The sequence below is a fragment of the Mesorhizobium sp. LHD-90 genome, from assembly GCF_030929505.1.
In the GTDB taxonomy this organism is placed as follows: domain Bacteria; phylum Pseudomonadota; class Alphaproteobacteria; order Rhizobiales; family Rhizobiaceae; genus Kumtagia.
This window is the reverse complement of record NZ_JAVFVV010000005.1, coordinates 278,777-293,144: the sequence shown is the minus strand read 5'-3', so window position 1 is coordinate 293,144 and position 14,368 is coordinate 278,777. Positions and strand designations below refer to the sequence as shown.

The 14,368-nt window shown below is 68.0% G+C and carries 10 protein-coding genes; 5 read left to right on the top strand and 5 right to left on the bottom strand.

All coding sequences use genetic code 11. From position 1 onward, the window contains the following. Window positions 1–11: 11 nt before the first annotated feature. Window positions 12–386 carry a GtrA family protein gene (locus RB623_RS09165; protein WP_308056471.1) on the bottom strand — a complete coding sequence of 125 codons (375 nt, stop codon included), beginning with the start codon at window positions 384–386 and terminating at the stop codon, window positions 12–14. Then, window positions 383–1,381, bottom strand: a complete 999-nt coding sequence (locus RB623_RS09160) for a glycosyltransferase (protein ID WP_308056470.1) — start codon at window positions 1,379–1,381, stop codon at window positions 383–385. Before RB623_RS09160 ends, RB623_RS09165 begins: the two co-directional genes overlap by 4 nt. Before the next feature lie 124 nt (window positions 1,382–1,505). Between RB623_RS09160 and RB623_RS09155 the strand changes: the two genes are divergently transcribed. From RB623_RS09155 to RB623_RS09135, 5 genes are all read left to right on the top strand, one after another. Continuing rightward, window positions 1,506–3,305 carry a GtrA family protein gene (locus RB623_RS09155; RefSeq protein WP_308056469.1) on the top strand — a complete coding sequence of 600 codons (1,800 nt, stop codon included), beginning with the start codon at window positions 1,506–1,508 and terminating at the stop codon, window positions 3,303–3,305. Window positions 3,306–3,417: 112 nt separating this feature from the next. Continuing rightward, a complete protein-coding gene (locus tag RB623_RS09150) occupies window positions 3,418–4,767 on the top strand; it encodes an EAL domain-containing protein (RefSeq protein ID WP_308056468.1) in 1,350 nt (449 codons plus the stop codon). A 114-nt stretch (window positions 4,768–4,881) separates the two neighbouring features. Continuing rightward, window positions 4,882–5,649 (top strand): SDR family oxidoreductase, encoded by a 768-nt coding sequence (locus tag RB623_RS09145; protein ID WP_308056467.1) that lies wholly within the window; start codon window positions 4,882–4,884, stop codon window positions 5,647–5,649. Beyond that, window positions 5,646–6,593, top strand: coding sequence for a 2-dehydro-3-deoxygalactonokinase (locus RB623_RS09140; protein ID WP_308056466.1), 948 nt, complete (start codon window positions 5,646–5,648; stop codon window positions 6,591–6,593). The genes RB623_RS09145 and RB623_RS09140 overlap by 4 nt, the downstream gene beginning before the upstream one ends. Next, window positions 6,590–7,219 (top strand): 2-dehydro-3-deoxy-6-phosphogalactonate aldolase, encoded by a 630-nt coding sequence (locus RB623_RS09135; RefSeq protein ID WP_308056465.1) that lies wholly within the window; start codon window positions 6,590–6,592, stop codon window positions 7,217–7,219. Before RB623_RS09140 ends, RB623_RS09135 begins: the two co-directional genes overlap by 4 nt. Before the next feature lie 95 nt (window positions 7,220–7,314). On the opposite strand, the gene trxA is transcribed toward RB623_RS09135, so the two are convergent. The 3 genes from trxA to addB form a co-directional block, all read right to left on the bottom strand. Next, window positions 7,315–7,638, bottom strand: a complete 324-nt coding sequence (gene trxA / locus RB623_RS09130) for a thioredoxin (RefSeq protein ID WP_308056464.1) — start codon at window positions 7,636–7,638, stop codon at window positions 7,315–7,317. A 73-nt stretch (window positions 7,639–7,711) separates the two neighbouring features. Beyond that, window positions 7,712–11,227: a double-strand break repair helicase AddA gene (addA, locus tag RB623_RS09125; protein ID WP_308056463.1), complete on the bottom strand. Its 3,516-nt coding sequence runs from the start codon at window positions 11,225–11,227 to the stop codon at window positions 7,712–7,714. Next, entirely contained in the window at window positions 11,224–14,349 is a 3,126-nt protein-coding gene (gene addB, locus RB623_RS09120; protein ID WP_308056462.1) for a double-strand break repair protein AddB, read from the bottom strand. The genes addA and addB overlap by 4 nt, the downstream gene beginning before the upstream one ends. Window positions 14,350–14,368: the final 19 nt, after the last annotated feature.

Genomic DNA, 14,368 nt, shown 5'->3' with positions numbered 1-14,368 from the left:
TCCCTGTGCGACTACCGATCGAAAACGATGCGCGAATAACCCAGGAAGGAAAACACCGTCGCCACCAGGGACGCCACCGCAAGGGCGGCCAGCGGCGGCAGCAATGGCAGGGCAAGCACCAAGGCGGAATAGACCGCGTAGTTGATGAGGCTCGTGGCGATGCCTACGCCGCCATAACGCGCGCCTTCTTCGACGACGCCGCGCGAACTGTGCCCGAAAGTGATGTTGCGGTTCAGCAACCAGGTGACGCACAGCGCGACGGCGATCGAAACCAGTCTCGCCGGCAGGGGATGCAGCGATGTCGCCGCCAGCAGCAGTGCGAGGACGCCCGCATCCGCCAGGAAACCGATGGCGCCGACAACCAGGAATCCGACGACGCGGGTCACGCCGCCCGCTTGCCTTTGGCGGCCGGCTTGCCGGTGGTTTCGATCCGGACGTGGTTGGCCGGCAGGAAACCCATGCCGAGATAGGCGATGCGCTTCTGTTCGGCGCGGCCGCGGGAAACGGAATCGAGGATGGTTCCTGTGACAGCCATCAGCATCGAAAGCAGCATCAGGCTCACCGACAATATCCAGGTCGGCATGCGCGGTACGAGGCCCGTGCGGGAATAGTCGATCAGCACCGGCGCCATGAAGACCAGACCCGCCGCCAGGAACATCAGCGACAGGGCGCCGAAGAAGCGGAAGGGCCGCGTCTCCTTCATCAACATCGTAAACATGAACAGGATCTTCGCGCCATCGCGGAAGGTCGAGAGCTTCGACGACGAGCCCTCCGGCCGCCGGCCGTAGTCCAGCGCGATCTCGCTGACCGGCAGCTTGAGCTGGGAGGCGTGCACCGACATCTCCGTCTCGATCTCGAAACCGCCGGAGACAGCCGGAAAACTCTTCACGAAGCGCCGGCTGAAGGCCCGGTAGCCGGAAAAGATGTCGGTGAAGTCGGGACCGAAAAGACGCTTGTAGAGATGGTTGAAAATCCGGTTGCCGAAGGCGTGGCCGGAACGGCCGGCGTCGGCTGTCACGCCGCGCCGCGTACCCACCACCATGTCGCAGCGCTCGGTGATCAGCGTGTTGATGAGCAGCGGTGCGTCCTCGGGTGCATAGGTGCCGTCGCCGTCCGCCATCAGGTAGATATCGGCGTCGACGTCGGCGAACATGCGCCGGACCACATTGCCCTTGCCCTGGCGCGGTTCGCGGATGACGACGGCGCCGGCCGAGCGCGCCTTCAGCGCGGTCAGGTCGCGGGAATTGTTGTCGTAGACATAGACGGTTGCGGCCGGCAGCGCCTCGCGGAAGCGCCGCACGACATCACCGATGGTCAGTTCTTCGTTGTAGCAGGGAATGAGGATCGCGATCGTCAGGTCGGGACGAGAGCTGGGAGGCATTGCGGAACTCCGGCAGGTGGAGTGTGCCGCGACCGGCCGCGTTCCTCCGCACCTTGGCGTTTTACTATTTATTGAAGCCGTTAAGGCTAGGTTTAAGCCGGCGGATTTGACCGGGGCCTTCGACATGCATGACGCAACCACGCTTGCCGTGCCGCGTGCGGCGCGTCTCGAAGGCTGGAAGGCCGATCTGGCGGCAAGCCTGCTTGCGGCGCTGGTGATGGTCGTCACGCAGGCGGCAGGCGGTTTTCCGACCCTGTTCGATTCCGGCGGCGACAACGACAGCGTGATGCGGCTGGTGCAGATCCGTGACTGGCTGGGAGGGCAGCCCTGGTTCGACCTGCACCAGTATCGCATGGGCCCGGAAGGCGGCTTCGTCATGCATTGGTCGCGCATCGTCGACGCGCCGGTGGCCGCGATCATGCTGGCGGTGGCGGCGCTGACCGGCAGCATGGCCACCGGCGAAATCGTGGCGGCGATCGTATGGCCGGTCTTGCTCAGCGTCGCGGCGCTGTTCCTGCTGGTGCGGGCGGCGCGGCTGCTGGCCGGCCCCGACACGGTGATCCCGGCGCTGGTGATCGGCGCCATCACGCTGAACAGCGGCGGCCTCTTCACCGCACGCTCCCTCGATCACCATAATCTCCAGCTCGTTTTCGCGCTCGCCACGGTGACGCTGCTTCTGGCGCCGGGTAGGCGCCGGGCCGCTGGCGCTGGCATTTGCGCCGCCATCATGCTGGCGATCGGCATGGAGACCGCGCCCTATGTCGCGGTGGCGGGCCTCTGCGCCGCCGCGACCCTGCTGGCACCCCGAGACGACGGCACCGCCGCGGGCTTCGGGATCGGCTTTGCCGGCGCGTCGGCCCTCGCGCTCGTGACGACCGTTCCGCCATCGGAATGGTGGATCGCGCAATGCGACGCCTATTCGGCTCGACTGGGGGTGATCGCCGTCCTGGGCGGTCTCGGCCTCACGGCGGTGGCAGCCTTCACCGGCTCCAGGGGTCTGCCGGCCCGGCTTGCCGGCCTTTTGGTGCTGGCGGTTGCCGTCAGCGCCGCCGCCGTCCTGCTTGCCCCGTCATGCTTCGGCGACCCCTATGCCGGTCTCGACCAGAGGTTGCGGGACTTCTGGCTGGATGCGGTGACCGAGGCGCAACCCTTGTGGCGCGTCTTCGAGCGCCAGCCGGAGAACGTCGCCCAAAATTATGTGACGCCGCTCATCGCAATCGGCCTGCTTGCCATGACGGTGTTCAAGGCCGGCGCGCGGCGCGCCGAACTCATGCTTCTCGGCTTCCTGCTTGCCGCCACGGCGGTCAGCGTCTGGCAGATACGCGGCACGAATTTCTCGCTGCCCTTCGCGATCATCGCGCTGGCGGCCATGGTGGCGGCGGCAAGGCGCGAGGCGCGGCAAGGCGACGGCAAGGCGGCGGTCAGGATGGTCCTTGCCTGGCTGGTCTCGCTGCCGCTGGTGTGGGCCGCTGGCTCGCACACGATCGCCGACCTGGTCGCGCCCAAACAGAACACCGTCGCGCGGGGCGCCGAGAAGGGCCGGCTGACCTGCACCGCAGACGCCACTTTTGCCAGGCTGGCGCAAGAGCCGGCAACGACGGTGCTGGCGATCTCCAATCTCGGTGCGCCGATGATCGCCACGACGCCGCATCGCGTTCTCGCCGGACCCTACCATCGCAACATCGCAGGCAACGTCGCGACCCTCGACGCCTTCATGGGAACAGCGGAGGAGGCGCATGCGGTGATGCGGCGCGAGAAAGTCGGCCTGCTTGCCTTCTGCCCGGGCAACGGGGAGACGAAGTCGTTCGTAAGATGGGCACCGCACGGCTTCATGGCCGAGCTGGTGGCAGGCAACGTTCCGTCCTGGCTCGAGCCGATAGCGGAGACGTCCGGCCAACCGCTTCTGCTCTACCGCGTCCATTGACGCCGCGTCCGGCACCCGCCCGAACGATCATGCGCCTTCGGGCGACGATACGTTTCATCAAGGTTTTGATGCGACGTTCAGTTCTTGATTTTAGCATGGCATAGGAATTTTGATGCAGCCGTCCTTCGCTCCCGGATCGGACCGCGGCGAAAGTGCTGACCTGGCATTCACCGATCCCCTGACTGGACTGGGCAACCATCGTCGCTTCTTCGACAAGATAGACCGGCTGATCAGCGATCGGGCGGACGATCCCGCGCCTTTTGCCGTCGGAATCCTCGATCTCGACGGGTTCAAGCCGATCAACGACCTTTTCGGCCGCAGATCGGGCGACGACATCCTCGTCCAGGTGGCGATGCGGCTGCGCGCGGCCATGGACGGCGGCGCGACCGTGGCGCGCATCGGCCCGGACGAATTCGCCTTTCTCTATCCAATGGTATTTTCCGAGGAAGCCGTCGCCGAGCGCGCCAGGATGCTGATCGAGATCCTGTCGGCGCCCTACGACGTCGGAGATCGCACGGCCCGGCTCTCCGCCTCCGTCGGTTGCTCGCTGTTCTATTCTGGCGACGAGACCACCGAGATCCTCGTCGACAAGGCTGAGACCGCGCTCTATCACGCCAAGCGTTCCGGCCGCGGCAAGGTGGTGGTCTACACCCGCGAGATGGAAGCCGCGGCAAGGCGGGCGACGCATATCGAGCAGGCGCTGCGCCGGGCGGTTTCTTCCGGAGAGGTCGAGCCGCATTTCCAGCCGATCATCGATCTGGCGACACGGCGCATCCGCGGTTTCGAGACGCTGGCCCGCTGGACCGACAGGGACCTGGGTTTCGTCTCGCCCTCCATCTTCATTCCGATTGCCGAGGAGCGCGGCTTCATCGGGCCGCTGTCGCAACTGGTTCTGCGCAAGGCGGCGGAAGCGGCAAGGAGCTGGCCGTCGGACCTCTTTCTCTCCTTCAACCTGTCGCCGTCGCAATTGGTCGACCAGAACACCGGCCTGCATATCCTCGCCATCCTCGACCGCACCGGTTTCGATCCGCGCCGCCTCGAGATCGAGATCACCGAGACCGGCCTGATGAACGATCCGGTGTCCGCGGCCAAGATCGTCGAGGATCTGCGCCGCTGCGGCATACGCGTCGCGCTGGACGACTTCGGCACCGGCCTTTCGTCGCTCGGCCGGCTGCGCGAGTTCCATTTCGACAAGCTCAAGATCGACCGCAGCTTCGTCTCGTCCATCCTCGACGATCGGCCGTCCGAACACATCATCCGCGCCATCCTGTCGATGTGCGAGGGCCTCGGCATGGAAGCGATCGCCGAGGGCATCGAAAAGGAAGGGCAGGCGGCGCGGCTGACCGAATTCGGTTGCAGCGGCGGCCAGGGCTATCTGTTCGGTCGCCCTGCCAATGCCGAGACCACGCTCGGCCTGCTGCGCGACACCCTTCGCGGCACGGCGCTCGCGGCCGCATCCTGAATTTCGGCCTCCGCGGCGCGCCGCAACGCGGTGCCTGCAGCAGATTTCTGTCGCGCTCGGCCAGCGCCCGGTCTATGGGAATGACCGCCAGCCATCCAGCCTGAAGAGCTTTTCATGTTGCATCCGGCCAAATATGCCGACCTCGAGGGGGCGGCCGTTCTCATCACGGGCGGCGGCTCCGGCATCGGCGCCGCCCTCACCGAGGGATTTGTCGCGCAAGGCGCGCGCGTCGCCTTCATCGACATCGCAGACGGCCCGAGCGAGACGCTGCGTGACCGGATAGCCTCGTCCCATGGCGCGACGCCGCTCTATATCCGCTGCGACCTGCGCGACATCGAAGCGCTGCGCGACGCCGTCCGGCAGGCGGAAGCGGCGCATGGCGCGGCGACGGTGCTTATCAACAACGCCGCTTTCGACGAGCGGCACGACATTGCCGACGTGTCGCTCGACTATTGGGACGACAACCAGGCGATCAATCTCAGGCCGCATTTCTTCACCGCCCAGGCGGTCGCGCCGGGCATGCGCGCGGCGGGGCGCGGCTCGATCATCAACTTCACCTCGACCTCGTTCTTGATCAACCACCCGGACATGCCGTCCTACACCGCCGCCAAGGCCGGCATCATCGGGCTGACCAAGGGGCTGGCCGGCAAGCTGGGGCCGTGGAACATCCGCGTCAACGCGATCGCTCCGGGCTGGGTCATCACCGAGCGCCAGCGCGACCTGTGGGTGACCGACGAAACCCTGGCCACGCATGTCGGACGCCAGTGCATCCGCGAGGTGATGAAGCCGCAGGACATGGTCGGCCCCTGCCTGTTCCTCGCCTCCGACGCCTCGCGCATGCTGACCGCGCAGACCATGATCGTCGATGGAGGTTTCTTGTGAGCAGCGCCGCGATCCCTGCGATCGCCGCGGCCGACTGGGGCACCACGCGCCTGCGCGTCTGGCTTCTCGACCGCACCGGAAACGTGCTCGCCGAGCGCCGTAGCGACGAGGGACTGCTCGCCGCCCAGCCGGACCGTTTTGCCGAGATTCTTGAGCGGCAGCTTGCCGACATGGGTGCGCCGCCGACATTGCCGACCATTCTTTGCGGCATGGTGGGCTCGCGCCAGGGCTGGGTCGAGGCGCCCTATACCACCGTGCCGGTTTCGCTCGCCGACATTTTCGGCGCGGCGGTCCGTGTCGCGGGAACGGCGCGCGACATCCGCATCGTGCCCGGCCTGGCGCAACGCGACCCTTCTGCGCCGGACGTCATGCGCGGCGAGGAGACGCAGCTTGCCGGCGCGGTGGCGACACTCGGCTCCGGCCGTCATCTCGTCTGCATGCCAGGCACCCATTCCAAATGGGTCGAACTGGCAGACGGCGCCGTCAAGGCCTTTCAGACCTTCATGACGGGAGAGCTTTTCTCCGTTTTGTCCACGCAGTCGATCCTAAGACATTCGATCGGGCGGGACGCAAAAGTCGCTGCAGGCAGCACCGCCTTCGAAACCTGGTGCGCGAACGCCCTGGCCGCGCCGGGGCCGGTCGAAACGTCGCTGTTCCGCATTCGCGCCGCGACGTTGCTGCAGGGCCTGCAGCCGGCGGATGCGGCGGCCGCCTTGTCGGGCATGCTGATCGGCGCCGAGATCTCCGCCGCCAAGGCTCGGTTCCTGACGCAAGGCGGGTCGGTCGTGCTGATCGCCTCGGGGAGCATGAGCGATCTGTATCAAACAGCGCTCGGGCTCGCGGGCTTCGACGTCATGGTTGCCGATGCCGACGACGCCGTCCGCGCCGGACTGACGGAGGCAGCACGGCATCTGGGCATGATGGGTTCGAAGGACGTTGCATGAGCATGCCGTTTCCCAAACTGCAAAGAAACCTCGTCGCCATCCTGCGAGGACTGAAGCCCGAGGAGGCAGTGGACGTCGCCTCCGCTATTTACGACGCTGGGATCGAGGCGATCGAGGTTCCGCTCAACTCGCCCGATCCGTTTCGTTCGATCGAGGCTGTTGCACGACAATTACCGGGCGCGTTGCTGGGCGCCGGCACGGTGCTGAAGGCCGGAGAGGTCGACCGGCTGCACGCTGCGGGCGGGCGGCTGCTGGTCAGCCCCAACATCGATGCCGACGTGATGCGCCAGGCAGCCAGACATGGCCTGGTGACGATGCCCGGCGTGTTCACGCCGACAGAGGCGTTCCAAGCCCTCAGCCTCGGCGCGTCGGCGCTGAAGTTTTTTCCGGCAAGCGTTCTGGGACCGGGCGGCATCGCCGCGATCCGCGCGGTGCTGCCGGCCGACGCCACGGTGGGCGTTGTCGGCGGCGTGTCGGAAGCCGACTTCGCCGCCTACGCCAAGGTCGGCGTGCGCACTTTCGGCCTCGGCTCCAGCCTCTATAAGCCGGGTTTGAGCGCCGCCGCCGTCGGCGAGCGAGCCGCAGCCGCCGTCGAGGCGTGGGACCAGGTCTTCGCCAACCAATAAATGTGGAACGGCCCCTTCGGACCAAGGGGATAAGGGCGGGCATAAAAAAGCCCGGCGCGAAGGCCGGGCTCGGTCAGGTGGAGAGAAGGATCGGATCAGGCGACGGCGCCGTTGATCCAGTGCGACAGCGCCGTCTTCGGCAGTGCGCCGACCTTCATGTCGGCCACTTCGCCGCCCTTGAAGATCATCAGCGTCGGAATGGAGCGCACGCCGAACTGGGCGGCTAGCTCCGGATTCTCGTCGATGTTGAGTTTTGCGATCTTCACCTTGCCGGCGAGTTCGGTCGAGATCTCCTCCAGCGAGGGGCCGATCATCTTGCACGGACCGCACCATTCGGCCCAGAAATCGACGACGACCGGCGCCTTGGCGTCCAGCACATCGGCCTGGAAATTGTTCTTGTCGACCTTGACGGTGGCCATCAAAACTATCCTTTCGGTTCAAGCTTGCACAAGATGTGGTGGCTCAGGCGCCGCCAGTCAAGCACCGGTTGTTTCACGCCTTGGTGAGTCGGACAAGGGCCTCGTCCATGGCTTGCGCCGGCAGAACGATGAGGCGCGGCGCCTCGGTGAACAGCAGCGCGGCAGAGACGGTCTTGTCCGGGTAGATCGGCCTGAGCAGCGCCCGGTAGAGCGCGAGCTGCGCCACGTAAGCCGGCGGCACCGCCGCGGGGTCGCGCGGGGCGGGGCGGTTGGTCTTGTAGTCGACGATCATCACCTCACGGTCGGTGACCGCCAGCCGGTCGATCTTGCCCGAGACGGCACGCCTTTGCCCGCGCACCTCAAGCTCGCCCATGACCGCCACCTCCGGCCGCGAGCCCGGCAAAAACAGCGGCCGGAAATTCTCGGCGTCGAGGATGGCGAGCACCGAGGCCAGCGCCGCATCCCGCTCAGATGCGGGCCAGTCGGCGGCGGCGCGGTCGAGATAACGGCGGGCGGCTCCTTCGCGGACCATCGCCTCCATGTCGGGCAGCACTTGCAGCAGCTTGTGCAGCACGTTTCCGCGCGCAATGGCGAAGCCGGGCTCTTCGTCCGCGTCGAGCACCGGCGAGCGGCCGGAAACCACCACCTCCTCTGCCTCGACCAGCAGCGACGAGGCGCCGGAGGGCGCCAGCGGGCGCGGCAGGGTCTTGTCCGGTGGCAACGGAACCAGCAGGGCGGACGGGAGGATCGCCGGGGGAGCCTCCTCCGCCTCGGTGGCCGCCTCCGGCGCGAAACCCTCGCCACCGTTCCGGCGGAACCGCAAGACCTTGCCGGCGACCGGGTGGTCCAGCTCGGCGCTTCCGGGTGCCCCGGCAAGCGCGCCGGCGACCAGCGAATGCCAGGATGTGGGCGGCGGCGGGCGGCGGCCGTGGAAACCGCAGACGACCAGCCGGTCTTCCGCCCTTGTCATGCCGACATACAACAGACGGCGGTATTCGTCGTCGGCGCGGCCGCCTATGCCGGCCTCTATGCCCCGGACGAAGGCGGCCGGCGTTTCGCCCGGCGCGCGCCAGAGATAGCCGGGCGTGCCGGCCAGATCGCCCTTGGGCGAGAACGGGATCAGCCGCGGCAGGTGCTGGGCGCTGAATGGCTGCGAGCCGCCGTCGACAAGAAACACCACCGGCGCTTCCAGCCCCTTGGCGGCGTGCACGGTCATGATGCGGACCTCGTCGCGGGTCTGGTCCATCTCGCGCTTGATCTCGGGCGCCGCCGACTGCAGCGTGGCGAGGAAGGTTTCCAGGCCGGGCAGGCCGGTCTTTTCCTGCGCCAGCGCGAAATTCAGAAACTCGTCGAGAATGTCGCCGGCCTCCTGGCCGAGCCGGGCGATCATTTTTGACCGCACCTCGTCGCGGCCGAGCACGCCGGAGTAAAACTCGAAGGGGCGGCGGAAGGCGGCCTCGCTGGCCCAACGCTCCAGGGTTTTGGCGATACCGGCAAGGGCCGAATCGGCCGAGGAGCGGCTTTGCAGCGATTCAGCGAGCGACACGCCCTCGGCGCGGCCGGCGGCGAGCGCAAACAGCGCCTCCTCCGAGAGGCCGAAGACCGGGCTCTTTAGCAGCGCGGCCAATGAGAGGTCGTCCTCCGGCTGCAGCACGAAGCGACCGAGCGCGATCATGTCCTTGACCGCTATATGGGCCGGCAGGCTCAACCGGTCGGCACCGGCGACGCGGATGTGGCGGTCCTTCAGGCTCTTGGCCAGCGCGTTGACAAAACTGCCGCGCTTGCGCACCAGCACCAGCACGTCGCCCGGGCCGAGCCGCTTGCCGCTGCCCTCGATCACCTCGCCGGACTTCAGCCAGCGGTCGACGGTTTTCGCGATGGTCTCGGCCAGCCGCACGGCGGGCGCGGTGGCGTGGTCGATGGGCGTCGTCCAGTCGTCCGGCTCCTCGACCGTGTCGGCGCCGAGCGACGGCCACAATTCGACATAACCCGGCGCCCCGGCGCGGATGGCGGCGTGCTCGACCGGATCGCCGGCGAAGGTCAGACCGCGCCGCGCCTGCTCGTTGGCGAAGACGCGGTCGACGGCGGCGAGCACGTCGTCGGTGGAGCGGAAGGAGAGGTTCAGTCTGACATGCTCGAAGCGGCCGGCCGCGCCGCGCACTCTTTCCGAAAAAGCGTGCCCGCTCTCGGCGAAAGCTTCGGGGGCGGCGCCCTGGAATGAGTAGATCGACTGCTTTTCGTCGCCAACGGCGAAGACGGTGCGTCGAACATGGTCGCGCGCGCCGGCGCCGGCGAAAAACTCCTCCGCCAGGCGGCGCACCACGCTCCACTGGTCGGGGCTGGTGTCCTGCGCCTCGTCGATCAGGATATGGTCGATGCCTTTGTCGAGCTTGTAGAGCACCCAGGGGCCGGCATCCTGGCGGGCGAGCAGGCGCACGGTGCGGGTGATCAGGTCGTTGAAGTCGAGGAAACCGCGGCCGGTCTTCAACTGCTCGTAACGGCCGATCAACCAGTCTGCGATGGTGAGCGCGGCCCGGGTGTTTTCGACCAGGCGCAGATGGGCGAGGCGGTCGAGGGCCGTGACGATGGCCTCGCACGCGGCCTCGTAGCGCTCTGGCAGGCGCGGCAGGCCGGAAAGCAGCGCCTTGTTGAACAGCCAAGAGAGGCTGTAGGGCTCGCCCTTGCCGCTCAAAAAACCCTCGGCGAGGATTTTCAGCCGCCGCTCCGGATCGGTCTCGGCCATGGCGGCGCGCGTGGCGGGCACGATGCGTTCCAGCGCGCGGCGGGCGTCCAAGGCTTCCGCCGTCTGGGCGAAGGCGTCGATATAGGCGGGCGGAAAACCGCGCAGCGGCCACACCGTCGCGGCGACGGAAGCCGCGGTCTCACCGGGCTCGAAGCCGAATTCGGCGAACAGGCCGGCATAGGGCGGGTCGTCGACGGCGACCGCGTCGATGAAACGCCGCAACCCGTCGCGGTCGCGCAGGATTTCAGTGAGCAGCGTGTCGAGCCCGGCCTCGCCGCCGCGCGCCAGCACGGCGGCAAAAGCCTCCTGCAGGTCGGGATGGTCGGCGCCCATCGCGCCGGTGAGTAGCTCGCGCCTGGCGGCGCCGAACAGTGCTTCCTCCATCAGCGGGTCGAGCATATCGAAATGCGCGGCGATGTTGGCCTCCAGCGGAAACTGGTGCAGCACCGATTCGCAGAAGGCGTGGATGGTCTGGATTTTTAAGCCGCCCGGCGTCTCCAGCGCCCGGGCGAACAGTCTGCGCGCGCGCGCCAGCTTCTCGCGGCCCGGCCTTTCGCCCTCCATCGTTTCGATCTTCTCAGCCAGGGCTTCGTCGCCAAGCATCGTCCATTCCGACAGCGTCGAGAACACGCGGTTCGACATGTTGGCGGCGGCGGCGCGCGTGTAGGTCAGGCAGAGGATGCGCGACGGGTCGGTGTCTTCGAGCAGCAGCCGGATGACACGCTGCGACAGCACATGCGTCTTGCCCGAGCCGGCATTGGCCGACACCCAGGCCGAATTGCGCGGGTCAGAGGCGGTGGCCTGCGACAGTCTCGTGGCTTCGGGGACGGGGTAGACGCGTTTCATTCGCCCGCCTCCGCCGCATCCTCGCCGCCGGCCGACCATTCGAGCACACGGGCGAGATGATCGTAGTCGCCTTCCATGTCGCCCTCGCGGAACGGCAGCGCGCGCGACAGGTAGCCGGCCGAGGGCAGCGCATAGTGGTCGAGCAGGCGTTCCAGCCGCGCCCAGGAATCCTCGGCGAGATCGGCGGCGGAGCGGACGCTGCCGCGAATCTCCAGAACCGATTCCGGCACGACCTCGCCATTGGGCTTCAGCCTTATGTAGGCGAGGTCGGCGGGCTCGCGGCGGCCGATATCGGCGAAAGCCCCGCGCCTGAGCAGCGCCGCTTCAAGCGCAAGTTGGGGCGCGATCAGCCGGTGGGCCTGGATCTTCGAGGGCGACGAGCCGGTCTTGTAGTCGAGGATGTCCGCCATGTTTGCCGGCAAAAGATCGACGCGGTCGGCATAACCCGAGAGCGTGACGCCGGTGCGGCCGACCGGAGTGTGGGCGGCGCGCAGCTCCGGCAGGCGCGTCAGGACGGAATCGGCGCGGCCTGCCTCCCAGGCGACGACATTGGCCGCCAGCCGCTCGAAGCGCGGCCACCAGACGGCCGACACGTCGTCGGGAAGCTCGAACGCGGCGAAGCCGGCGCGGCCGGTCGTGAGCAGCGTGTCAAGCGCTTCGGGTGACGCGGGATCGACGCCGGACGCCGAAAAGCGATGCAGGATTTCGTGGAACAGCGTGCCGCGTTCGGCCGCTCCGGGATCGCGCACCAGCGGATCGACCGGGAATAGCTCGAGGATACGGCGCGCGTAGATCGCATAGGGATCACGGCGCAAGGTTTCGATCTCGGTGACTGAAAAGTGCTTCGGCCTCACCGCGACCGGCGGTTTCGGGTTCGGACGGGCGGCCAGCTCTTCCTCCGGGCGAAGATCCAGCGCGCGCGCCCAGGCAAGCAGTTGGCCGCCACGCGTCCGCATCTTCGCGGCCTCGCCCGGCCCGGCGAAGGTGAGGATGCGCTGCAGCCAGCGCGAGGCGACGGCCGGCGCGTCGCCCGAGCGCGCGGCACGCGTCAGCACCAGGTTTTCGATGCCCAGCGCCATCTGGAAATCATGCGCCGACTGGCCGATGCGGCGCTCCGGTGGCTCCAGCGCGATGCCCGCCTTCATCACACGCGACATGAAACGGTCGGACACCGCCTTGCGTGGCCACACGCCTTCGTTCAGTCCGCCCACCACCAGCGTATCGGGCGACAGCAGGCGCGCTTCCAGTGCGCCCCAGATCGAGACGCGGCTGTCCGAGCCAAAGGCCGGCTTGACCGTCTCCGGGCCGATCAGCGCGTCGAAAACATCCGGCCACTCGCGCGGCGGGAAAGCGAATTCCGCATCGGCGCCGACCAGGCCGCGCAGGAACTCCGCCAGTTTTTGCCCGGCATCGCCGGAATAGAACGCGTCCAGCCCGCCGTCAGCGCCGCGCACCAGATTTTCAACCACGACCACCGAGGTTTTCACAATGCGCGACAGCGGCGCTTCACCCTCGCCGGCCGCCTCCCGGCGGATGCCGGCCAGCGCCTCGCCGAGCGCGGCCAGCACGGCGCGCGCCTGCTCGAGATCGCCGGCGGAGAGGCGCGCGAACCAGAATGGCGCGCGCCTGTCGCCCGCAAGCTCCGCCAGCCGCTCCTCAAACAACATGGCCAGCGTGGCGATTTCCGGCCGGCCATAACCGCCGCGCAGGGCCACAAGCTCGATGACCTCGACGGCGCGCCGCACCTTTGCCCGGCCGAGGCCGAGCGACAGCAGTGGGTGCTTCAGCAGCGCCAGCACCGGCACGGGATCGCCGGGCTGGAAGACGGCGCGCAGCATCAGCGTCAGCAAGGCAGCCGGCGGTGTACCCGATAATGGCGTGCCGCCGGAATCGTCGGCGCGGATTCCGAAGCGCAGCAGCTCGGCCGAAACGCGCCGCGCCAAGTCGCGGTCGCCGGTGACCAGCGCCGCGGTCTTGCCGGGCGCCTCGACCGCCAGCCGCAGCGCGATGGCAATCGCCGCCGCTTCGTCGCGCTCGTTCGCAGCCTCGACCAGCGAGACGCCCCCCAAGGCAACGGCAACGTCCCCATCGGCAAAGACACCACGCCCTGACGCCCACAAATCCGTGGTGGCCGCCGGACGGAACGCCTCGCCGGCGATTTTGGCGCGTGCCGCGAGCGCCTCGGATGGGGCAGCCACATCCTCGATATCGGCGCGCAACACACCGATCCGTCCAAGCAGCTTTGCCAGGCCGAATTGCGGATGGCCGAGCACCGCCGGTTCCGGCGCCGGGGCGGTCACCACCTTCCAGGACGCCTCGTCCATGGCGCGGTCGAGGCCCGGCAACACCACTGCGCCGCGCGGCAGGCGGGCGATCGCCGCAAGCAGCGCGGCGGTGGCGGGAATGGAACCGGTGGAGCCGGCGGCGATGACGGGACCGGCGGGGGGATGCGCCTTCAGGCGCTCCGCCTCGGCGCGGATCAGTGCGTTGCGGTGCGCAGCCGGATCGGAGCGGCCGCGTAGGGCCAGAATGCCCGGCCAGTGCTCGGTGACGATGGCGAGGAAATCCAGCGTCACCTGCCACCAGGCCGCGAGGTCGCCGTCGACGAGGCCGGCCAGTTTCGACCAGGCGGCGCCTTCGGTCTCGACCTCGTCGATGAGCGCAGCGAGGTCGCGCGCCAGCCACAGCGAATCCGCCGCCGAGGCGGGCACGACCACCTCCTCGGCGAATTTCGCAGCGACATGGGCGGGCAGATTCTTCTTCCAGCGCTGCACCAGCGGAGCGAGCAGCAGCAGACGGTCGACGGAGGAGATCGGCGGCACCAGATCGAGCGCGGCGGGGTCGGCGTCGAGGAAGGAGGAAACATCCTCGTCGAATTCGCCGAGCGGACGCACCGTCGGCAGGATGACCGACCGGCCGCCGGTGCGCTCGACGAAGATGGTGCGCAGCTCGCGCGCGGCGCGGCGGGTCGGGACGTAGATGGTAACGTCGGCCAGCGCCAGCGGGTCGGCACCCGGCCGGAAATCCGGCACCAGATGGCCGTCGACCAGCGCCTCCGCCAGCGCCGGCAGGAACCGAACGCCGGGCGGAATGGAGAGGACGCGGGGAGCAGCGTAGGACATCGGTGGTTCAGGCTGGCGG

What these genes read in the sequence shown, in the direction of transcription:
- RB623_RS09135 (WP_308056465.1), top strand. Translation starts at nt 6,590, where the DNA reads ATGAGCATGCCGTTTCCCAAACTGCAAAGAAACCTCGTCGCCATCCTG.
- RB623_RS09145 (WP_308056467.1), top strand. Translation starts at nt 4,882, where the DNA reads ATGTTGCATCCGGCCAAATATGCCGACCTCGAGGGGGCGGCCGTTCTC.
- addA (WP_308056463.1), bottom strand. Translation starts at nt 11,227, where the DNA reads ATGAAACGCGTCTACCCCGTCCCCGAAGCCACGAGACTGTCGCAGGCC.
- RB623_RS09155 (WP_308056469.1), top strand. Translation starts at nt 1,506, where the DNA reads ATGCATGACGCAACCACGCTTGCCGTGCCGCGTGCGGCGCGTCTCGAA.
- RB623_RS09160 (WP_308056470.1), bottom strand. Translation starts at nt 1,381, where the DNA reads ATGCCTCCCAGCTCTCGTCCCGACCTGACGATCGCGATCCTCATTCCC.
- trxA (WP_308056464.1), bottom strand. Translation starts at nt 7,638, where the DNA reads ATGGCCACCGTCAAGGTCGACAAGAACAATTTCCAGGCCGATGTGCTG.
- RB623_RS09150 (WP_308056468.1), top strand. Translation starts at nt 3,418, where the DNA reads ATGCAGCCGTCCTTCGCTCCCGGATCGGACCGCGGCGAAAGTGCTGAC.
- addB (WP_308056462.1), bottom strand. Translation starts at nt 14,349, where the DNA reads ATGTCCTACGCTGCTCCCCGCGTCCTCTCCATTCCGCCCGGCGTTCGG.